The sequence below is a fragment of the Variovorax sp. GW458-11-26-14-LB1 genome (genome assembly GCF_059423965.1).
On sequence record NZ_JBWKYW010000063.1, the window covers coordinates 1 to 21,351 of the forward strand.

Here is a 21,351-nt window from a genome sequence, read left to right on the forward strand (position 1 = left end):
GTGGAAAAGACCCGCGCGCTGAAGTACGGCGACCCGATGGACCCGGACACCGACATGGGCACCGTGATCGACGAGGCAGCTGCGAAGCAATTCGAAGCCGTGGTCAACGAAGCCATCGCTGCCGGCGCCAAGCTCCTGTACGGCAACGAACGCCGCGGCGCGCTGTACTCACCCACCGTGCTCGACCACGTCGACCCCGAGATGACCGTCGCCAAGCACGAGACCTTCGGCCCCGTGTCGCCGGTGATCCGCTTCAAGAACATCGACGAGGCGATCCGCATCTCCAACGGCACGGCCTACGGCCTGTCGTCCTCGATCTGCACCAACCGGCTGGACTACATCACGCGCTTCATCCGCGAGCTGAACGTGGGCAGCGTCAATGTGCGCGAGGTGCCGGGCTACCGACTGGAGCTCACGCCCTTCGGCGGCATCAAGGACTCGGGCCTGGGCTACAAGGAAGGCGTGCTCGAAGCGATGAAGAGCTTCACCAACACCAAGACCTATTCGCTGCCCTGGTAACCATGAGCCTCAGCATCCCCGACATCGTCGGCCTCTTCGAGACCAAGGGCCATGCGCAGTACGACGGCGAGCCGGTCACGCAGCTGGAGCACGCGCTGCAGTCCGCGCACCTGGCCGAGCAGGAGGGCGCGGACAGTGCGCTGATCGCCGCCGCCCTGCTGCACGACCTGGGCCACCTGCTGCACGACTTCGGTGGCACGCCGACGCAGCAGGGGCTGGACGACCTGCACCAGTACCGCTGCCTGCCGTTCCTGCGCGCGCTGTTCGGTCCGGCCACGCTGGAGCCGATCCGGTTGCACGTGGACGCCAAGCGCTTCCTGTGCGCGCGCGTGCCGGGCTACCTGGAGGCGCTGTCGCCCGACTCGAAGCGCAGCCTGCAACTGCAGGGCGGCGTCTTCGACGACGCACAGGCGAAAGCCTTCGAGACGCTGCCGTATGCGATGGACGCAGTGCGCCTGCGGCAGTGGGACGACACGGCCAAGCTGGCCGATGCCGACATGCCCGGCCTCGCGCACTTTGTGCGCCACCTCGAGATCAGTTCCGCCGAACACCGGCAAGCCCTCACCACCGCTTAAGGCACACGGATGCGCCCCTTCTGGATCGAACAAGCGCTCTTCAACGATGGCGATCTGGCCCCGGCGCTGCAAGGTGAAACCACTGCCGACGTCTGCATCGTCGGCGGCGGCTTCACCGGCCTGTGGACGGCCATCCAGGCCAAGCTGCAGGCGCCCGCGCTCGACATCGTCATCCTCGAAAGCGACCTGTGCGGCGCCGGCGCGAGCGGACGTAACGGCGGTTGCCTGCTCACCTGGTCGGCCAAGTTCCTGACCCTGCGACGCTTGTTCGGCGAAGACGAGGCGGTGCGCCTCGTGAAGGCGTCGGAAGCGGCGGTGGGGCACATCGCCGACTTCTGCGCGGCGCACGGCATCGACGCCGAGCTGCGGCGCGACGGCACGCTCTACACCGCGACCTCGCAGGCGCAGATCGGCACGCTCGATCCGATGATGCAGGCGCTGGAGGCGCGCGGCATCCACTCGTACCACGCGCTGCCGCCCGACGAGGTGGCGCGGCGCTCGGGCTCGGCGCGCAACCTGGCCGGCGTGTACTCGCCGATCGCCGCCACCGTGCACCCGGGCAAACTGGTGCGCGGGCTGCGGCGCGTGGCGCTGGCCATGGGCATCCGCATCCACGAGCGCACGCCGATGCTCGACTTCAGCACCGACCAGCCCGTGCTGGTGCACACGCCCACCGGACGCGTGCGCGCGAAGAAACTGGTGCTCGCGATGAACGCGTGGATGGCCAGCCGCTTCCCGCAGTTCGAGCGGACCATCGCCATCGTCTCGAGCGACATGATCATCACCGAGCGCTGCCCCGAGCTGTTGCAGCAGATCGGCCTGACCGACGGCGTGTCGGTGCTCGACTCGCGCACCTTCGTGTACTACTACCGCAGCACGGTCGACGGCCGCATCATGCTGGGCAAGGGCGGCAACACCTTCGCCTGGGGCGGCCGCATGGCCAAGGTGTTCGACGAGCGCTCGCCTTATGAGGGCGAGCTCACGCGGGCCCTGCATTCCTTCTTCCCGGCATTGAGCGACACGCCGATCACCGCGAGCTGGAACGGCCCGTCCGACCGCTCGGTGACGGGCTTTCCGTTCTTCGGCAAGCTCGATGGGGCGCCGCACATCTACTACGGCTTCGGCTACTCGGGCAATGGGGTGGGGCCGACCTACATGGGTGGGCAGATCCTGTCGTCGCTGGTGCTCGACCAGGACAACGCATGGACGCGCAGCCCGATCACGGGCGGGCCGCTGGGCTACTTTCCGCCGGAGCCGATGCGCTATGTGGGCTCGATCGTCGTGCGCAACGCGATCCGCCGCAAGGAACGCGCTGAGGATGAGGACCGCCAGCCGTGGCTGGTGGACCGCATGCTCAGCAAGCTCGCGAACGCCGCAGGCAAGGCTGATAAAGCCTGACCTGCGGGTGCTGCGATATCAGCGGTTCGACGGGAACGAGAACATCGTCCCTTCACGCACGCCGGCCGAGGGCCAGCGCTGCGTGACGGTCTTGCGCTTGGTGTAGAAGCGCACGGCGTCGGGGCCGTAGGCGTGCAGGTCGCCGAACAGCGAACGCTTCCAGCCGCCGAACGAGTGGTACGCCACGGGCACCGGCAGCGGCACGTTGATGCCGACCATGCCGACCTGGATGTTGTCGCTGAACCAGCGCGCGGCCTCGCCGTCGCGCGTGAAGATGCAGGTGCCGTTGCCGTACTCGTGCGCGTCGATCAGGTCCATCGCCTCCTGCAGCGTCTTCACGCGCACCACGCCGAGCACCGGGCCGAAGATCTCTTCCTGGTAGATCGTCATGCCGGGCTTCACGTGGTCGAACAGGCAGGCGCCCAGGTAGTAGCCGCCTTCATGGCCTTCGACCTGGATGCCGCGGCCGTCGACCACCAGCTTGGCGCCGGCGGCCACGCCCGCGTCGACGAAGGCCTTGACCTTCTCGAAGTGCGGCTGGGTGACCAGCGGGCCCATGTCGTTGCCGTTGTCGGTGCCGGGGCCGACCTTCATCTTGGCGATCTCGACCTTCAGGCCCTCGACCACCGCGTCGGCCGTGGCGTCGCCCACGGCCACCACCAGCGGGATCGCCATGCAGCGCTCGCCGCACGAGCCGTAGGCCGCGCCCATGAGCGCGCTCACGGCGTTGCCGATGTCGGCGTCGGGCATCACCACCGCGTGGTTCTTGGCGCCGCCCAGCGCCTGCACGCGCTTGCCGTGGGCCGTGCCCGTGGTGTAGATGTATTCGGCGATGGGCGTGGAGCCCACGAAGCTCACGGCCTTCACGCGGCGGTCGGTCAGCAGCGTGTCGACCGCTTCCTTGTCGCCGTTGACCACGTTCAGCACGCCCGGCGGCAGGCCGGCCTGCAGCGCGAGTTCGGCCATGAACAGCGTGGAGGAGGGCGTGCGCTCCGAGGGCTTGAGCACGAAGGTGTTGCCGCAGGCCACGGCCATCGGCCACATCCACAGCGGCACCATGACGGGGAAGTTGAACGGCGTGATGCCGGCCGCCACGCCCATGGCCTGGAACTCGCTCCACGAGTCGATCGACGGGCCGACGTTCTTGCTGTGCTCGCCCTTGAGCAGCTCGGGCACGTAGCTGGCGTACTCGACGTTCTCGATGCCGCGCTGCAGCTCGCCGTGCGCGTCGGCCAGCACCTTGCCGTGTTCGGCGGTGATCAGTGCGGCGATGGTGTCGGCGTTTTCCTCGAGCAGCGTCTTCAGGCGGCTCATCACGCGGGCGCGCTTGAGCGGCGGCGTGTTGCGCCAGGCCGGGAAGGCGGCCTGCGCCGAGGCGATGGCCTGCTCGACCGTGAGCTTGTCGGCGAGCGCGACGCTCTTGGCCGACAGGCCGGTGGCGGGGTCGAACACCGGCTGCACGCGGCTGCCGCCGCCGACGTGCTTGCCGTCGATGAAGTGGCCGATGGTGGCGGTGACGTTCTTGTCGTGTTGCATGTCTTGATATCTCGAAAGGGGATCAGTTGGTTTCGGCGAGCGCGTCGGCGAGGGCGTTGACCATGCGGTCGATCTCGGCCTTCTCGGCGATGAAGGGCGGGGCGAGCTGGATCGTGTCGCCGCCGTAGCGCACGTAGAAGCCCTTCTTCCAGCAGTTCATCGCGATCTCGTAGGGGCGGCGTGCCGGCTCGCCCGGCAGCGCGGCGATGGTGATGCCGGCGGCGAGGCCGTAGTTGCGGATGTCGGCGACATGCTTGCTGCCCTTCAGGCTGTGCACGGCGTTCTCGAAGTGCGGGGCCAGCGCTTGCACGCGGCCGATCATGTCTTCCTTCTGGAGCACGTCGAGCGCGGCGATGCCGGCGGCGCAGGCCACGGGGTGCGCGCCGTAGGTGTAGCCGTGCGGGAACTCGAGCATGTACTCGGGGCCGCCGGCGGCCATGAAGGTGTCGTAGATGTCCTTGCTGGCCACCACCGCGCCCAGCGGCTGCGCGCCGTTGGTGACCTGCTTGGCGATGTTCATGATGTCGGGCGTGACGCCGAAGGCATCGGCGCCCGTGAGCGCGCCGCAGCGGCCGAACCCGGTGATCACTTCGTCAAAAATCAGCAGGATGTTGTTCGCCGTGCAGATGTCGCGCAGGCGCTTCAGGTAGCCCTTGGGCGGAATCACCACGCCGGCCGAACCCGCGAAGGGCTCCACGATCACGGCCGCGATGGTCGAGGCGTCGTGCAGCGCGATCAGGTCGAGCAGGCGGTCGGCCAGCTCGGCGCCGCTTTCGGGCATGCCGCGCGAGAAGGCATTGCTGGCCAGCTGCGTGTGCGGCAGGTGGTCGGCCTCGACGCCCTGGCCGAACAGCTTGCGGTTGGCCGCGATGCCGCCCACCGAGATGCCGCCGTAGTTCACGCCGTGGTAGCCCTTCTCGCGGCCGATCAGGCGCGTCTTGCCGGCCTGGCCCTTGGTGCGCCAGTAGGCGCGCGCCATCTTCAGCGAGGTGTCGGCGGCTTCGGAGCCCGAGCCGGTGAAGAACACGTAGTCCAGACCGGCGGGCGTCAGTTCCTTGATCTTGTTGGCCAGCTCGAACGAGAGCGGGTGGCCGAACTGGAAGGCGGGCGAGTAGTCGAGCTTGGCGATCTGGCGGCTCACCGCCTCGGTGATCTCGGGGCGGCCGTGGCCCAGGCCCGAGCACCACAGGCCCGACAGTCCGTCGAAGATCTTGCGGCCGTCGTTGTCGGTGAAGTAGGCGCCCTTGGCCTCCACGATGATCCGCGGATCGGCCTTGAAGTTGCGGTTGCCGGTGTAGGGCATCCAGTGCGCCTCGAGCCAGGCGGCGTCGGTGCGCGCGGTGGGCGTGGGTTCGATGGCGGGTGTGGCGAGGGTCATGGCGCATCCCGCGCAGGGCGGGCTCCGGGGGTGAAGGGATGCGCCGATTGTTCGCAACGCCTTCAGTGTGGAGAATGGCGCAATATCAATGTTCACTTGACGATCCATGCAAGTAAAGCCCAAGGCCTCGCCCGCCGACGAAACCGCTGCCCAGGGCACCCGCAACCGCGCCGTGCTGGGGCAGCTCAGCGACATGGACCTGCGCCTGCTCAAGGTGTTCAAGAGCGTGGTCGACTGCGGCGGCATGGCGGCGGCCGAGCTGGAGCTGAACATCGGCACCTCCACCGTGAGCCGCCACGTGAAAGACCTCGAAACCCGCCTGGGCCTCGTGCTGTGCCGGCGCGGCCGGGCCGGCTTTGCGCTCACGGCCGAGGGCCAGCGCGTGTACGACGAGACGCTGCGCCTGCTGGCCTCGGTCGACGCCTTTCGCGGCAGCATCGACGACATCCACAACCGCATGGGCGGGCAGCTCGACGTGGCGCTGTTCGACAAGACCGCGACCAACCCGAAGGCGCGCATCGGCGAGGCCATTGCCCGCTTCACCGAGATCGCGCCCGAGGTGAACCTAGCGGTGCACGTGGGCTCGATCAACGCCATCGAGCAGGGCGTGCTGGAGGGCAACTTCCAGATCGGCATCATCCCGGCGCACCGCAGCTCGAAGAGCCTGGTGTATGCCGACCTGTTCGACGAGACCATGCTGCTGTACTGCGGCCAGGGGCATCCGCTGTTCGACAGCCCCCACGGCAAGCTCACGTGGTCGAAGCTGGGCGAGCACCATTTCGCGGGGCTGGGGTATCACTCGCCGAACATGGAGCTGAGCCACCGGGCGAGGCTGTCGCGCAAGGCGACGGGGTTCGACCAGGAGGCGATTGCGACGCTGATCCTGTCGGGGCGCTTCCTGGGCTTCTTGCCCGACCACTACGCGCAGGTGTTCGAGCAGCGCGGGCTGATGAAGGCAGTGCTGCCGGCGCGCTTCAACTATGCGTGCCGGTTCGTGAGCCTGCTGCGGCGGTCGCCGAAGCCTTCGCGGGCGGTGCTGGCGTTTCAGGCGTGCCTGGAGCAGGCGCACGGCGGTGCGAAGATCTGAAGGCACTGAAACCATCCCAGATGACCGAAACACCACTGCGTATTCGCCCTGCACTTGCGTCGGAACACCGGGCACTCGAAGACTTGCAGCGGCGCGCATCGCTCGCGAACCCTGGCGATCGCGAGGCGATTCAGTCCGACCCGGACGCCATCGAACTGCCTCTGGCCCAGATCGTCGATGGCCGGGTGTTCGTGGCAGAGATCCATGGCGCGACGGCTGGATTCGCTGTCGTGCTGCCCAACGATGACGGCAGCGCCGAACTCGATGGATTGTTCGTCGAACCCGAGGCATGGCGTCGCGGCATCGGCAAGGCATTGGTCGCGCACTGTGTCGAGCTTTCCCGGCGCCAGGGTGCGTCGGCACTCCACGTCACCGGCAATCCACACGCCGGGTCGTTCTACCTTCGATGCGGATTCGAGGCGAACGGCACTGTCGCCGTGCGCTTCGGCAGGGCCGAGCGGTTCCGCAAGGTCTTCTAGACCTTTGTGGTGCTATCGCTGTCCGCTGGGCAGCAACAAATGCTTCGCCCCGATGTGCGCTTCCATCTCATGCATGTGGTGCTCCGCATCCACCATGTGCTCCACCATCAACCGCCGCACCTCGTCCGCATCTTCCTTGCGGTAGGCCGCCAGCAGCTGCGTGTGGTAGTCCACGTTGGTCTCGCCGAAGTGGTGGTGGTCCAGCGCCTTCTTGTAGACGACGAGGTCGCGCAGCAGGTCGTTGAGAAAGCGGCACATGAAGGACAGCACCGGGTTGGGGCAGGCCTCGGCCAGCATCGTGTGGAAGGCCAGTTCGGCTTCGCGCTGCGTGCGCAGTTCGTCTTCGTTCGTGGGCTCGATGGTGCACAGGCGCACGTTGTCTTCGAGCCGCGCGAACTGCTCGGGCGTGAGCCGCCCGACCACGCTCACGGCCAGTTCGGGCTCCAGCGCCTTGCGCAGCTGGTAGATGTGGTGGCCGTCCAGGTGGTGAAAGTGCAGGAAGTTGCGCAGCGGCTCCGACGCATGGTCGACCGACACCTGCTGCAGGTACGCGCCGCCTCCGGGGCCGGTGCGGATCGAGATCAGCCCGCGCACCTCGAGCGCCTTCAGCGCCTCGCGCACCGTGCTCTTCGAATAGCCGAAGAGCTCGATCAGTTCCTTCTCGTTCGGTAGCCGGTCGCCGGGCTGCTTGCGCTCGGCAACGATCCATCGCTTGACGTCTTCGACGATGACGTCCGAGAGCTTTTGCCGCTTCGGAGGGTTGTGCCCCACTCTCATCAAAACGCTCCATCCATGCACATCGGGAGATGCGCGGGATGCGCAACAGCGCGCGATCTTAACGGCGTCATCGGCAGGGTCGGGTTGGGTTTGGGCACGGGGCTTGCTAACGGGTTTTTACCAACATATTAATCCTATTTATCCGCTTAAATTGCCGGCGATCGCAGGCACTGTGTTTTCTTCCCCACTTTCCACACACCACGACCGGAGAACCCCATGCAACGCAGACAACTCCTTCAGCTGGCCGCCCTGTCGGCCGCCCCGGCCTCGCTCCTGATGAGCCGCTCGGCCATCGCCCAGGCCACCGACGCGATCCGATTCGGTGCGCCGGTGCCCATGTCGGGTGCCTTCGCGGCCAACGGCAAGTTCGCCGACCTGGGCACCAAGCTGGCGATCGAGCAGTACGGCAAGGTGCTGAACCGTCCGCTGGCCTACACGGTGCTCGACACCGAGGGCAAGCCGGCCACGGCCGTGCGCAAGGTGCAGGAGGCCTCGCAGCAGCAGGGCGCGAAGTTCTTCGTCGGCGGCATCCTGTCGTCGGAAGCGCTGGCCATGGGCAAGGAGGCCGAGAAGGCCGGCGGCCTGTTCATCACCACCGCGGGCGCCGACGAAATCACCGGCAAGGACTGCAACCCCGCCACCTTCCGCTGGTCGGTGCCCACCTTCGGTGCCATCGAGCAGACGGTGCGTCCGCTGATCGCGTCGATGCCCAAGGCCAAGCGCTGGTACACGATCACGCCGCAGTACGTCTTCGGCGACGGCCTGCTGAGCGCGGCCAAGACCATCTTCCAGGAGAAGGGCATCGAGCACGTGGGCAACAGCTACCACTCGCTCAACGACAAGGAGTTCAGCGGCTACCTCACCAACGCCATGGCCGCCAAGCCCGACGTGCTGCTGCTGCTGAACTTCGGCGCGCAGTCGTCGGCCGCGCTGCGCCAGGCGGTGAGCTTCGGCATGCACAAGAACATGACGATCCTCATGGCCTGGGCCTCGGGCCTGGAGCAGTTCGACGAGCTGGGCGCTGACCTGTGCGACGGCGTCTACTTCGGTGCGCAGTACTGGCACACGGTCGACACGCCGCTCAACAAGGACCTCGTGAAGCGCACCGCCGACAAGCTCAAGATCGTGCCCAACTACAGCCTGGCCGGCTCGTACATCTGCACCAAGATCCTCATCGACGGCATCGTCAAGGCCGGCACGGTCGACCCGAAGGCGGTGGTCGCGGCGCTCGAAGGCATGAAGTTCGACGGCCTCACGGGCGTGGAAGAAATCCGCAAGGCCGACCACCAGGTCATCAAGGACTACTACCTGCTCAAGGGCAAGGCGAAGTCGAAGATGGCCAACCCGGCCGACTACGTGGACGTCGTCAGCTCCGGCAAGTCGTTCCTGCCGATCGACAAGACCGGCTGCAAGCTGGCCTGACGCCGCCCGGCTTCGCGCCGCGCCCGCGCCGTTTTTGGGCGCGGGCAGGGCGCGTGCCGCCTGCACGTTTGCCACCCCCACGACACCTATGTCCGTCTACCTGCTCCAGACCATCAACGGAATCGGCATCGGCATGCTGTATTTCCTGCTGGCCGTTGGCTTGTCCATCGTGTTCGGCCTGTTGCGCTTCGTGAACTTCGCGCACGGCGCTTTCTACCTGCTGGGCGCCTACCTGTGCTTCCAGGCCATGCAGTGGGGTCTCAATTTCTGGGCCGCGCTCGTGCTGGTGCCGCTGTTCGTCGGCGCGCTCGGCTGGCTGGCCGAGAAGCTGCTGCTGCGCCGCGTGTACGCCAAGGCGCACGAGTTCCACATCCTCGTGACCGTGGGCCTGGCGCTCGCGGTGCAGGAGATCGTCATCGTGTTCTGGGGCCCGCTGGGCAACAGCGTGCCCACGCCCGACCTGTTGCAGGGCGTGGTGATGTGGGGCAGCTTCATCTACCCGAAGTACCGCCTTTTCGTGATCGGCTTCACCGCCGTGCTCGCGGTGCTGCTGTGGTGGGTGCTCGAGGGCACGCGCCTGGGCAGTGCGGTGCGTGCGGGCAGCGAATCGACCGAGATGGTCTCGCTGCTGGGCATCAACGTGTTTCGCGTGTTCAGCCTGGTGTTCGCGCTCGGCGCGGCCACGGCGGCGCTGGCCGGCGTGCTGGCCGCACCCATCCGCGGGGCGGAGCCCTTCATGGGCGTCGAGGCGCTGGGCGTGGCCTTCGTGGTCGTGGTGATCGGCGGGCTCGGCAGCTTCAGCGGGGCGCTGGTCGGCGGCGTGCTGATCGGCATCGTGCAAAGCCTCATGAGCACCATCTGGCCGCCGGGGGCGAGCCTGATGATCTACATCGCGATGGGCGCCGTGCTGCTGCTGCGCCCGCATGGCCTGCTCGGCCGCAGAGGATGAACGCGCCATGCCAAAGAAATACACCTTCCTGCTGGCGCTGATCGTCGCGCTCGCGCTGCCGCTGTTCATGCGCTCGGGCTCGCTCGCGAGCGAAGTGCTCATCTACGCGCTCGCGGCTCTGGGCTGCAACCTGCTGCTGGGATACACGGGGCTGCTCTCGTTCGGCCAGGGCATCTTCTTCGGGCTGGGCAGCTACACCATCGCGATCCTGCTCACGCGGCTGCACCTGCCGATGCCGCTCGCCTTGCTCGCCGCCATCGGCATGGGCGCACTGGGCGCAGCGGTGGTCGGCTGGGTCGCCATCCGCCAGCGCGGCACCTACTTCGTGATGCTCACGCTGGCCTTTGCGCAGATGTTCTATTTCATCGCCTATACGGCCTCGGGGCTCACGGGCGGCGACAACGGCCTGCTCGACGTGCCGCGCCCGGCCTTCATGGACACGCCGTGGAAGTACTACGCCTTCGTGGCGGTGATCTTCCTGGCCGCGTTCGCGCTGCTGCTCAAGGTGACCGACTCGGTCTTCGGCCGCACGCTGCTCGCCATCCGCGACAACGAGGACCGCGCCGCCGCTGTCGGCTACGACCTGAAGCGCTTCAAGCTGCTGGCCTTCGTGATCTCGGGCGCCGTCACCGGCCTGGCCGGCGGCCTGCACGCGATGATGACCGGCATCGCACCGCTGTCGAACGCCGAGTACCACACGAGCGAGATGATCCTGGTCATCACCGTGATCGGCGGCACCGGCAACCTGTTCGCCTCGGTGCTGGGCTCGGCCTTCTACGTGCTGCTGGCCGACTGGCTCTCCACGCTGTGGCCGCGCTGGCTGCTGCTGCTGGGCCTGCTGCTGATCGGCGTGAGCATCGGCATGCAACGCGGCCTCTGGGGCCTGGGCGAAAGCGCCTGGCGCCGGGTGTTCCGCAAGACGGCGGCCGAGGCCAAGGCGCCGGCCGTGCAAGGAGAACAAGCATGAGCGACATCCTCATCGAAGCCATCGGCGTCACCAAGCACTACGGCAAGTTCGCCGCGCTCGGCGGGGTCGACCTGAAGATCAAGCGCAACACCGTGCACTCGGTGATCGGGCCCAACGGCGCGGGCAAGACCACGCTGTTCCACATGCTCACGGGCACCGGCACCACCACGGGTGGGCGCATCCTGTTCGACGGCCACGACGTGACGCGCGAGCCCGACCACCAGCGCGTGCAGCGCGGCATGGCGCGCTCGTTCCAGGTCACGAGCCTGTTCCCCAGCCTGTCGGTGCGCGAGAACCTGCGCGTGGCGGCGCAGGGCATCGCGCCGCGCCAGGCCATGAACTGCTGGCGCGCACCCATTGGCGAGCGCGCCTGTGCCGACACGGTGGCCGAGGTGCTCGCGCGCGTCGGCCTCGAACGGCTGGCCGACACGCCCGCCAGCGTGCTCTCGCACGGCCAGCAGCGCCGCCTCGAAGTGGGCATGGCGCTGGCGGCCAAACCCAAGGCCATCTTCCTGGACGAGCCGACCTCGGGCATGGGCATCGACGACCTCGACGACATGAAGCATCTCATCCGCGGCCTGCGTGACGCGCACACCGTGGTGCTGATCGAGCACAACATGAACATCGTGATGGACATCTCCGACACCGTGACCGTCATGCAGCTGGGCCGCGTGCTGGCCGAGGGGCTGCCGGGCGACATCCGCTCGGACGCGCGCGTGCGCACGGCGTACCTGGGCAACATGATCACCGGAGGCAAGGCATGAGCAACATCCTCGAAGTCGAAGGCCTGCACGCGCACTACGGCAAGAGCCATGTGCTGCAGGGCGTGTCGCTCACGGTGGGCGAGGCCGAACTGGTCACGCTGCTGGGGCGCAACGGCGCGGGCAAGTCGACCACGCTCAAGAGCATTGCCGGCGCCGTCACGCCCACGAAAGGGCGCGTGCGCTTCCAGGGCGCGGACATCGCGGGCCAGCCGCCGCACCGCATCGCCACGCGCGGCGTGTGCCTGGTGCCCGAGCACCGCGGCATCTTCAAGCTGCTCACGGTGGAAGAGAACCTGCTGCTCGGCCTGCGGCGCGATTCGCCCTGGCAGCTGGCCGACATCTACCGCATCTTTCCGCGCCTGAAGGAGCGCCGGCGCAACGGCGGCGGACAGCTGTCGGGCGGCGAGCAGCAGATGCTGGCCATCGGCCGCGCGCTCATGAACCACCCGCGCCTGCTGATCCTCGACGAGCCCGTGGAAGGCCTGGCGCCGGTGATCGTGGAAGAGATCGTCGCGCAGCTCAAGACCATCAAGGCCGCGGGCGTGGCCATCCTGCTGGTCGAGCAGAACCTCGAGGTCTGCGTGCAGCTGGCCGACCGCCACTACATCGTGGAGCAGGGCGTGATCGTGCACGAGGCGGGCAACGCCGCCTTCATGGCCGACCACGACGTGAAAGACCGCTATCTGGGCGTCGGCCTCGCCTAGAAGGTATGAATAAACCTACTGCGCGTCCCGATCTCGCATCTGCGGTCCTCACCGTACGCGTGTACGGCTCCGGTCCTCGATGCGACCTCGGGCCGCTCGCTACGGTTTCTTCACACCTTCTGCGCGCGCTTCGCATTTCGCCATCCATTCGTTGTCAAAAACCATGAACACACAGAACGAACTTTCCGCCGCAACGGACGTGCGCGCCCTGCGCGTGAACGGCCAGCGCCTCTGGGACTCGCTGATGCAGCTCGCGCAGCTCGGCGCCACCGAGAAGGGCGGCGTGTGCCGCATCGCGCTCACCGACCTGGACCGCCAGGGCCGCGACCTCTTCACGCGCTGGGCGCGCGAAGCGGGCTGCGAGGTGCGCGTGGACGCCATCGGCAACATCTTTGCGCGCCGCGCGGGCCGCAACAACGCGCTGCCACCCATCACCACCGGCAGCCACATCGACACGCAGCCCACGGGCGGCAAGTTCGACGGCAACTACGGCGTGCTCGCGGGGCTCGAGGTGATCCGCAGCCTGAACGACGCCGGCATCGCCACCGAGGCACCGGTCGAGGTCGCGGTGTGGACCAACGAAGAAGGCTCGCGCTTCGTGCCCGTGATGATGGGCTCGGGCGTGTTCGCCGGCGCCTTCACGCTCGAACACGCGCTCGCGCAGCGCGACACCGAGGGCGTGAGCGTGGCCGAGGCCCTGTCGGCCATCGGCTATGCGGGCGCCGTGCCCGCTTCGGCGGCGGCGTCGCCGGTCGGCGCCTACTTCGAGGCGCACATCGAACAGGGCCCGGTGCTCGAAGCCAACGAACGCGTCATCGGCGTGGTCGAGGGCGCGCTGGGCCAGCGCTGGTACGACGTGGTGGTGCAGGGCATGGAAGCCCATGCCGGCCCCACGCCGATGGAGCTGCGAAAAGATGCGCTGCTGGCCGCCGCCGAACTCGTGGTCGAGGTGAACCGCATCGCGCTCGCACACGCGCCGCACGGGCGCGGCACGGTCGGCTGGATCGACAACTACCCGAACTCGCGCAACGTGATCCCGGGCCGCGTGAAGCTCAGCGTCGACCTGCGCGCGGCCGACGACGTGGTGCTGTCGGCCATGGACGCGGCACTGAAAGAAGCCGTGCAGCGCATCGCTACCAAGGGCAAGGTCGAGGCGACGGCCGAGCAGGTCGTGTACTTTCCGCCGCAGCCGTTCACGCCCGCGCTGGTGTCGGCCGTGCGCGAGGCCGCGCAGGACCAGGGCATGACGTGGATGAACGTGATCAGCGGCGCCGGCCACGACGCGGTGTACCTCGCGCGCGTGTGCCCCGCGGCGATGATCTTCGTGCCCTGCCTGGACGGCATCAGCCACAACGAGATCGAGGACGCGCAGCCCGACCACCTCGAGGCCGGCTGCAACGTGCTGCTGCAGGCGATGCTGCAGAGCGCGGGAGTGGCCACGTGAAGGCGGTGCTTCGCCGCATCGGCCTGCACTGCGTGCTGGCGATGGGCCTGGTCGCGGCGTCGACGGCGGCCCTGGCGGCTGGAGAGCCGATCCTGGTCGGCCAGTCCGCGGTGCTCACCGGCCCGTTCACGCCGAACAGCCTCGCGTTCATGGAAGGCCAGACGCTGTTCCTCGACCAGTTGAACAAGGCGGGCGGCGTCGGTGGCCGGCCCGTCAAGGTGATCACCTACGACGACGCCTACATCCCCGAGAAGGCCGCGGCCAATGCCGAGAAGCTGCTCGGCACGGACCGCGTCGTCTGCCTGTTCGGAACCATGGGCACGGGCATCGGCGCGGCCATGGTGCCGGTGGCGGCGAAGTACGACAGCTTCATCTTCGGCGGGCTGACCGGCGCGGCGGTGCTGCGTGGGCCGAAGGTGCCGATCTTCCACGTGCGGGAGTCGTATGCCGACGAGGTTTCGCGTGTGATGAACCACCTGACGACCGTGGGCCTGACGCGCATCGCCATCGTCTCCAGCGATGACGCCTACGGCAAGGGCATCGAGAAGGACGCAGTGGCCGCGCTCGAGAAGAACAAGCGGCCGGCCCTGCTGTCGCTGCGCTTCGATCCGAAGGAAAAGGACCATCCCGCCATCGCGCAGCAGGTCATCGCGAGCGGGGCGCAGGCGGTGTACGTCATCGCGGCCGGCACGCCGGCGATCAACATCATCCGCTCGCTGGTGGCCGCGCCCATCCATCCGCAAATCTACACGAACTCGGTGGCGAGCTCGTTCCTTCTGTACAAGGAACTCGGCGACAAGAGCCGCGGCATCGTGCTCTCGCAGGTGGTGCCGCCCTTCTGGAAGACACGCTTTCCCATCGTCGACGAATACCAGCGCGCGCGGAAGGCCGCGGGCAGCGAAGGCGAAGGCTCCTACCTGGGGCTGGAGGGCTACATCACGGCCAAGGCCTTTGCGGAATCGCCGCAGCGCGTGAAGGGGCCGATCACCACCGAATCGCTGCGCCGCAGCATCGAGAACTCGCCGCCCATGAACCTGAACGGCTTCACGGTCGCGTTCCGTCCCGACAACCGCAACGGCTCCAGCTTCGGTGACATCACCATGCTGGGCAGCGCCGGAAAGTTTGCCCAATGAAAGTCCTGATCGCACGTCTCAACCACGAGACCAACACCTTCTCGCCCGTGCCCACGCCGCTCGCGGCCTTCGGGCCCGACGGCCCGACCTTCGGCGAACAGGCCTACGCCGACAACAAGGGCATGCGCACCGCGATGTCGGCCTTCATCGACCTGGCCGAAGCGGCCGGTGCGCAGCTCGTCACGCCGGTGTCGGCCTCGGCCAACCCGAGCGGGCCGGTCGATGCGCAGGCCTACACCACGCTCACGCAATGCATCGTCGAAGCGGCGCCGGGCTGCGACGCGATCCTGCTCGACCTGCACGGCGCGATGGTGGCGCAGAACAGCACCGACGGCGAAGGCGACCTGCTGGTGCGCCTGCGCGCCGCCGCGCCCGGCGTGCCCATCGGCGTGGCGCTGGACCTGCATGCCAACGTGACGCCCGCGATGGTGGACAACGCCGACGTCATCGTCGGCTTCAAGACCTACCCGCACGTCGACATGTACGAGACCGGCGAGCACGCCGGCCGCCTGCTGTTCGACCTGCTGGCCGGTCGCAGCCAGCCGCACATGCGCTGGCGCCAGCTGCCGCTGATGGCGCACACGCTGCGCAGCGCCTCGTTCACGGGTGCGATGCAGCGGGCCATCGAGGCGGCGCGCGCGGCGGAGGAATCCGAGTCGCTGGCGGTTTCGATCTTGGCGGGCTTCTCGCTGTCGGACATCACGGCGCCGTGCATGAGCGTGATCGTGGTCGATGCGCAATCGCCCGCGCGCGCGCAGGCCACGGCCGACCGCATCGCGGCGCAGATGTGGGCCGAGCGCGAAGCCTTCATCTACCGCAGCGAGCCGCTGGCCGAATCGGTCGCGCGCGCGAAGCTCATCGCCGGCGGTGCCACGCGCCCGGTGCTGCTGCTCGACCACGGCGACAACTGCATGTCGGGCGGCAGCTGCGACACCATGGACGTGCTGCAGGAAGCGCTGGCGCAGGGCCTGGACGGCATCGGCGTCGGGCCGCTGTGCGACCCCGAGGCGGTGGCCGCGCTGGTCGCGGCGGGCGAGGGCGCCGAAGTGACGGTGGCGCTGGGCAACAAGGTGTCGCTGGAAGGCATCGGCCTCGCGAAGACGCCCGTCCAGCTGACCGGCGTCGTGCGAACGGTCAGCGACGGCGAGTACGTGATCACCGGCCCCACCTACACCGGCCAGCGCAGCAGCATGGGGCGCACCGTGCTGTTCGACATCGGCGCGGCGCGCATCGTGGTTACCGAGCGCACGCAGGAGCCGTGGGACATCGGCGTGTTCGAGTGCGCCGGGCTCGACCCGCGCAAAGAGCGCTTCCTGCTGCTGAAGTCGCGCATGTACTGCCGGCCGGTGTTCGAGCCGCTGTCGGCGGCGCTGGTGGAGTGCGACAGCCCGGGCGTGACCAGCTCCGACTACAGCCTGTTCCCGTTCAGCCAGGTGCGCCGGCCGGTGTTTCCGCTCGACGCGAACGCGGCGATGGACGCGCCGGCATAACCTGCCACGTCATCGACGCGCGGCGCGTGCCCCGCGACCATTCCTTCACCCCGCGCTGTTGCGGGTCGAACCCTCGAAAGGAACAGTCGCCATGAACACCGCCGCCCACGACGCCCATGCCATCGCCACGGGCTACATCGCCGTCTGGAACGAGACCGACGCCGCGCGCCGCGCCGCGCTCATCGACGCCGGCTGGACCGCCGACGCCCGCTATGTCGACCCGATGGCGCAGGCCAGCGGCCACGAGCAGATCAGCGCGCTGGTCGGCGCGGTGCACCAGCGCTATCCGGGCTTTCGCTTCCACCTGCTCGGCAAGGCCGAGGCGCACGGCGACAACCTGCGCTTCTCGTGGACCCTGGGCCCGAGCGGTGCCGATGACCTGATCCAGGGCACTGACTTCGCCCAGCTCGATGCGGGCAAGCTGCGCGCGGTGACGGGTTTTCTCGACCGCGTGCCCGCAGGCGCGTGATGAAGCAGGCGGGTCAGTCGCCCGCCGGCCGGCCGCGCCAGAGCTTGCGGTAGACCGTGGCGCGGCTGATGCCCAGCGTGCGCGCCGCCTCGGCCACATTGCCGCGCGCGTCGGTCACCGCCTTGCGGATCAGGGCGGTTTCCACGTCGCGCAGGCGGGGGCGGCCATCGGTGGCGTCGCCCGGCACGCCGCCATGCTCGCTGCCGCCGCGCTGGGCCCGCACCTGCACCCGCAGGCCCGACCACAGCGGCACCTCGAGCATGGCGTCGCCGCGCCGGGCGGCGTCGAACATCATGTGCAGCGGCAGCGCGAACAGGTCGTTGAAATGCAGGCCGCCGGCATGGCAGACCAGCGGCTGGTGCAGCATCTGCCGCGCCGCCGCGTTGGCGCCGGTGACATGGCCCGCGGCGTCGATGCACAGCAGGCCCTCGGTGGTCTCGCTGCTCGGGCAGCCGGGCCAGAGCAGGCGCAACAGCAGCTCGCAGGGCTCGCGCTGCACCAGCAGGTTCTCGATGCTGCGCGCCGACAGGGTGGCCAGGTGGCGCAGCTCGGGCCGCTCGACCACCTGCACGCCCGTGAGGTCGAGCATGCCGATGCAGTCGCCCCGGGGCCCGAAGAGCGGGGCGCCGGCGCAGCTGTACACACTGGTGTCGTCAAAAAAGTGTTCACCCCGGTGCAGCCACACCGATTCCTGCTCGGCCAGCGCCGTGCCGATGGCGCTGGTGCCGATGGCGCTTTCGGACAGGTCGACGCCGATGCGCCCGATGTCGCGTGCATAGCGGGCGGCGGGGTCGGTGCCGTCGGGCAAGGTACCCACGTCGACCACGATGCCGCGGGCGTCGGTCAGGATGGCGAAATAGCGGGTGTCGGCGATGGCGCGCGAGAGCCGTTCGATCACCGGACGCGCCGCCGTGACCAGGGCCCGGTTGCATTCCGTGACCTCGCGGCTGGCGGTGCGGCTCACGGGCTCGAAGCTCACGCGCTGCTGGGGCCGGCGGCCGGCCTCCAGGCAGCGCTGCCAGGAGCGCGTGATGCCCGGGTCGACCCGCACGCTGCCGCGCGGGCGGGGGCCGTCGCCGTCGATCAGCTCGCGGCGCGCCTGCGCAATGGCCAGCGAGCGCTCAGCAGGAGGGGGGACGGCGGAAGCGGACATCATCGTGAAAGTTCTTCTTCGCGCGGGGAGGGCTGCTTTTGCGGGCCGGCCGGTTGGCAAGCTGTTTCATTTTGAGAATTTCCCGCGCTCTGTGCAAGTGTCAAGGGTTTTTGCCTAGGATAGTGCGAAAGGGCGGCATCCAAGATGCCTCGCTGAACCAGCCATCACCTTTCACGGAGACAGCCACATGCAGGTCGCTTTCAAGGTCAACGGCCGGCCGGTCACGGTCGACGCCCCACCCAACACCTTCCTTGTGCACGCGATCCGCGAGCACCTTCACCTCACCGGCACCCACGTCGGCTGCGACACCGCCCAGTGCGGCGCCTGCACGGTCCACCTGAACGGCCGCGCGGTCAAGTCGTGCAACATCCTGGTCGCGCAGGCGGCCGGCGCCGACGTCACCACCATCGAGGGCGTGGCCGCCGCCGACGGCACCATGCACCCCATGCAGGCGGCCTTCAAGGAATGCCACGGCCTGCAGTGCGGTTTCTGCACCCCGGGCATGGTCATGAGCGCCATCGACCTGTGCACCCACCACCCCAAATCGAGCGAATCGGAGATCCGCGAGCTGCTCGAGGGCAACCTGTGCCGGTGCACGGGCTACCAGAACATCGTCAAGGCCGTGAAGATGGGCGGCGAGGCCATGGCATCGGGCAATCCGGTGCCGACCCAGCAAACCACGGTCACGGCCTGAGGAGAGCGACATGGGCGCTTCCGACTTCTCCAACCTGCCGCACATCGGCGAGGCATTGCGGCGCAAGGAAGACTACCGCTTCCTGACCGGCGCGGGCAACTACACCGACGACATCACGCTGGCCAACCAGAGCCATGCGGTCTTCGTGCGCTCGCCGCACGCGCATGCCGTCATCAAGTCCATCGACATCGCCGAGGCCTCGAAGATGCCCGGCGTGGTCGGCATCTTCAGCGGCAAGGACATCGAAGGCAAGATGGGCGGGCTGCCCTGCGGCTGGCTCATCAACAACCCCGACGGCACCCCGATGAAGGAGCCGATGCACCCGATCCTTGCGATCAAGAAGGTGCGTTACGTGGGCGACCACGTCGCCATGGTGGTGGCCGAGACGGTCGAGCAGGCCAAGAACGCGGCCGAAGCCGTGGTGGTCGACTACGACGTGCTGCCCGCCCTGGTGAGCGTGGCCGACGCCGCGAAGAAAACCGGCAGCACCACGCTGCACGACGAAGCGCCCGACAACCAGTGCTACAAGTGGGTGTTGGGCGACAAGGCGGCGGTCGACAACGTGTTCACCACGGCGGCGCACGTCACCAAGCTCGACCTCGTCAACAACCGGCTGATTCCCAACCCGATCGAGCCGCGCGTGGCCATCGGCAGCTACAGCCGCGGCACCGACGACTACACGCTCTACGTGTCGAACCAGAATCCGCACGTCGAGCGCCTGCTGATGACGGCCTTCGTGCTGGGCCTGCCCGAGCACAAGGTGCGCGTGATCGCGCCCGACGTGGGCGGCGGCTTCGGCTCCAAGATCTTTTTGTACGCCGAAGACGTGTGCCTGACCTGGGCGGCCAAGCAGCTCAACCGCAACATCAAGTGGACGGCGGAGCGCTCGGAGTGCTTCCTGTCCGACGCGCACGGCCGCGACCACGTGAGCCACGCCGAGATGGCCATGGACAAGGACGGCAAGTTCCTGGCCATGCGCGTGCACACCGACGCCAACCTGGGCGCCTACCTGTCGACCTTCTCGACCGCGGTGCCGACCATCCTGTACGCCACGCTGCTGGCGGGCCAGTACACCACGCCGCAGATCTACGTCGAGGTCGATGCCTGGTTCACCAACACCTCGCCGGTCGATGCGTACCGCGGGGCCGGGCGGCCCGAGGCCACCTACCTGCTGGAGCGCCTGGTGTCGCGCTGCGCCTGGGAAATGAACCTGGGCCAGGACGAGATCCGCAAGCGCAACTTCATCACCAGCTTCCCGTACCAGACGCCCGTGGCGCTGCAGTACGACACCGGCGACTTCCATGCCTGCATGGACAAGGCGCGGGTGCTGGCCGAGGTCGACGGCTACGCCGCGCGCAAGGCGGCGACCGAGGCCAAGGGCAAGTTGCGCGGCATGGGCTATTCGAGCTACATCGAGGCCTGCGGCATCGCGCCGTCGAACATCGCGGGGGCGCTCGGTGCGCGCGCGGGCCTGTTCGAGTGCGGCGAGATCCGCGTGCACCCGACCGGCAGCGTGACGGTGTTCACCGGCTCGCACAGCCACGGCCAGGGCCATGAAACCACCTTCGCGCAGGTCGTGGCCGCACGCCTGGGCATCCCGGTCGAGAACGTCGACGTGGTGCACGGCGACACCGGCCGAGTGCCCTTCGGCATGGGCACCTACGGCTCGCGCTCCATCTCGGTGGGCGGCGCGGCCATCATGAAGGCGCTCGACAAGATCGAGACCAAGGCCAAGAAGATCGCCGCGCACCTCATGGAGGCGAGCGACGCCGACATCGAGTTCGCCAACGGCGAGTTCACGGTCAAGGGCACCGACAAGAAAATCCCGTTCGGCCAGGTGGCGCTCACGGCCTACGTGCCGCACAACTACCCGCTCGACAAGCTCGAGCCGGGCCTGAACGAAACCGCCTTCTACGACCCGACCAACTTCACCTTCCCGGGCGGCACCTACATCTGCGAGGTCGAGATCGACAAAGAGACCGGCGAAGTGAAGGTCGACCGCTTCACCGCGGTGGACGACTTCGGCACCATCATCAACCCGATGATCGTCGAGGGCCAGGTGCACGGCGGGCTGGTGCAGGGCATCGGCCAGGCGCTGCTCGAGAACTGCGTGTACGACAACGAAACGGGCCAGCTGCTCACCGGCAGCTTCATGGACTACGCCATGCCGCGCGCCGGCGACTTCCCGCAGTTCAAGCTCGACACCGTCTGCACCCCCTGCACCCACAATCCGCTGGGCACCAAGGGCTGCGGCGAGGCGGGCGCCATCGGGTCGCCGCCGGCCGTCATCAACGCCGTGCTCGACGCGCTGGCGCCGCTGGGCGTCAAGGATTTCGACATGCCCGCTTCGTCCAGCCGCGTCTGGGAAGCGATGCAGGCCGCCGCCAAGCCCTGAACGACACAAGAAATAACA

General features: G+C 68.1%; 20 protein-coding genes. 16 read left to right on the forward strand and 4 right to left on the reverse strand.

Going from position 1 to position 21,351, the window contains the following annotated elements:
• The 3 genes from AC07YS_RS28380 to AC07YS_RS28390 form a co-directional block, all read left to right on the forward strand.
• A partial coding sequence (locus AC07YS_RS28380; RefSeq protein ID WP_495275747.1) for an aldehyde dehydrogenase family protein occupies positions 1-519 on the forward strand: 519 nt, incomplete at its 5' end.
• Positions 520-521: 2 nt separating this feature from the next.
• On the forward strand, positions 522-1,094 hold the full coding sequence (locus AC07YS_RS28385; protein WP_307694429.1) for a phosphonate degradation HD-domain oxygenase: 573 nt from the start codon (positions 522-524) through the stop codon (positions 1,092-1,094).
• A gap of 9 nt (positions 1,095-1,103) precedes the next feature.
• Positions 1,104-2,492, forward strand: a complete 1,389-nt coding sequence (locus AC07YS_RS28390) for an FAD-dependent oxidoreductase (protein WP_495269410.1) — start codon at positions 1,104-1,106, stop codon at positions 2,490-2,492.
• An 18-nt stretch (positions 2,493-2,510) separates the two neighbouring features.
• On the opposite strand, the gene AC07YS_RS28395 is transcribed toward AC07YS_RS28390, so the two are convergent.
• Together AC07YS_RS28395 and aptA are read right to left on the reverse strand one after the other, a co-directional pair.
• Positions 2,511-4,028: a CoA-acylating methylmalonate-semialdehyde dehydrogenase gene (locus AC07YS_RS28395; protein WP_095744313.1), complete on the reverse strand. Its 1,518-nt coding sequence runs from the start codon at positions 4,026-4,028 to the stop codon at positions 2,511-2,513.
• A 22-nt stretch (positions 4,029-4,050) separates the two neighbouring features.
• Positions 4,051-5,406: an omega-aminotransferase AptA gene (aptA, locus tag AC07YS_RS28400; RefSeq protein WP_390345562.1), complete on the reverse strand. Its 1,356-nt coding sequence runs from the start codon at positions 5,404-5,406 to the stop codon at positions 4,051-4,053.
• A gap of 106 nt (positions 5,407-5,512) precedes the next feature.
• Between aptA and AC07YS_RS28405 the strand changes: the two genes are divergently transcribed.
• Positions 5,513-6,493, forward strand: coding sequence for a LysR family transcriptional regulator (locus AC07YS_RS28405; protein WP_495269409.1), 981 nt, complete (start codon positions 5,513-5,515; stop codon positions 6,491-6,493).
• Between the two features lie 20 nt (positions 6,494-6,513).
• Positions 6,514-6,972, forward strand: coding sequence for a GNAT family N-acetyltransferase (locus AC07YS_RS28410; protein ID WP_495269408.1), 459 nt, complete (start codon positions 6,514-6,516; stop codon positions 6,970-6,972).
• A gap of 12 nt (positions 6,973-6,984) precedes the next feature.
• Here the strand turns inward: AC07YS_RS28410 and AC07YS_RS28415 are convergent, their stop codons facing one another.
• Positions 6,985-7,749: a FadR/GntR family transcriptional regulator gene (locus AC07YS_RS28415; RefSeq protein WP_139701861.1), complete on the reverse strand. Its 765-nt coding sequence runs from the start codon at positions 7,747-7,749 to the stop codon at positions 6,985-6,987.
• Between the two features lie 216 nt (positions 7,750-7,965).
• Here AC07YS_RS28415 and AC07YS_RS28420 point away from each other — a divergent pair, with 216 nt between their 5' ends.
• The 9 genes from AC07YS_RS28420 (at position 7,966) to AC07YS_RS28460 (ending at position 17,091) form a co-directional block, all read left to right on the forward strand.
• Positions 7,966-9,171: an ABC transporter substrate-binding protein gene (locus tag AC07YS_RS28420; protein ID WP_369631970.1), complete on the forward strand. Its 1,206-nt coding sequence runs from the start codon at positions 7,966-7,968 to the stop codon at positions 9,169-9,171.
• Positions 9,172-9,259: 88 nt separating this feature from the next.
• Positions 9,260-10,120, forward strand: a complete 861-nt coding sequence (locus AC07YS_RS28425) for a branched-chain amino acid ABC transporter permease (RefSeq protein WP_369631971.1) — start codon at positions 9,260-9,262, stop codon at positions 10,118-10,120.
• A gap of 7 nt (positions 10,121-10,127) precedes the next feature.
• Complete coding sequence (locus AC07YS_RS28430; RefSeq protein WP_495269407.1) at positions 10,128-11,087, forward strand: branched-chain amino acid ABC transporter permease; 960 nt, start codon at positions 10,128-10,130, stop codon at positions 11,085-11,087.
• Positions 11,084-11,851 carry an ABC transporter ATP-binding protein gene (locus AC07YS_RS28435; protein ID WP_495260538.1) on the forward strand — a complete coding sequence of 256 codons (768 nt, stop codon included), beginning with the start codon at positions 11,084-11,086 and terminating at the stop codon, positions 11,849-11,851. The genes AC07YS_RS28430 and AC07YS_RS28435 overlap by 4 nt, the downstream gene beginning before the upstream one ends.
• Positions 11,848-12,555: an ABC transporter ATP-binding protein gene (locus AC07YS_RS28440; protein WP_070063982.1), complete on the forward strand. Its 708-nt coding sequence runs from the start codon at positions 11,848-11,850 to the stop codon at positions 12,553-12,555. Before AC07YS_RS28435 ends, AC07YS_RS28440 begins: the two co-directional genes overlap by 4 nt.
• A gap of 163 nt (positions 12,556-12,718) precedes the next feature.
• Entirely contained in the window at positions 12,719-13,999 is a 1,281-nt protein-coding gene (locus AC07YS_RS28445) for a Zn-dependent hydrolase (protein ID WP_495269406.1), read from the forward strand.
• Positions 13,996-15,132, forward strand: a complete 1,137-nt coding sequence (locus tag AC07YS_RS28450) for an ABC transporter substrate-binding protein (protein WP_495269405.1) — start codon at positions 13,996-13,998, stop codon at positions 15,130-15,132. The genes AC07YS_RS28445 and AC07YS_RS28450 overlap by 4 nt, the downstream gene beginning before the upstream one ends.
• Positions 15,129-16,622, forward strand: a complete 1,494-nt coding sequence (locus AC07YS_RS28455) for a M81 family metallopeptidase (protein ID WP_495269404.1) — start codon at positions 15,129-15,131, stop codon at positions 16,620-16,622. The genes AC07YS_RS28450 and AC07YS_RS28455 overlap by 4 nt, the downstream gene beginning before the upstream one ends.
• A gap of 91 nt (positions 16,623-16,713) precedes the next feature.
• Positions 16,714-17,091, forward strand: a complete 378-nt coding sequence (locus tag AC07YS_RS28460) for a nuclear transport factor 2 family protein (RefSeq protein WP_095744324.1) — start codon at positions 16,714-16,716, stop codon at positions 17,089-17,091.
• A gap of 13 nt (positions 17,092-17,104) precedes the next feature.
• Here the strand turns inward: AC07YS_RS28460 and AC07YS_RS28465 are convergent, their stop codons facing one another.
• Positions 17,105-18,244, reverse strand: a complete 1,140-nt coding sequence (locus tag AC07YS_RS28465; protein WP_495269413.1) for a helix-turn-helix domain-containing protein — start codon at positions 18,242-18,244, stop codon at positions 17,105-17,107.
• A 187-nt stretch (positions 18,245-18,431) separates the two neighbouring features.
• Here AC07YS_RS28465 and AC07YS_RS28470 point away from each other — a divergent pair, with 187 nt between their 5' ends.
• Both AC07YS_RS28470 and AC07YS_RS28475 read left to right on the forward strand, forming a co-directional pair.
• The gene (locus AC07YS_RS28470; protein WP_062468730.1) at positions 18,432-18,938 is read left to right on the forward strand and encodes a (2Fe-2S)-binding protein; all 507 of its coding nucleotides are present in this window, start codon (positions 18,432-18,434) and stop codon (positions 18,936-18,938) included.
• A gap of 10 nt (positions 18,939-18,948) precedes the next feature.
• Entirely contained in the window at positions 18,949-21,333 is a 2,385-nt protein-coding gene (locus tag AC07YS_RS28475) for a xanthine dehydrogenase family protein molybdopterin-binding subunit (protein ID WP_390345543.1), read from the forward strand.
• The last annotated feature ends 18 nt before the right edge of the window (positions 21,334-21,351 follow it).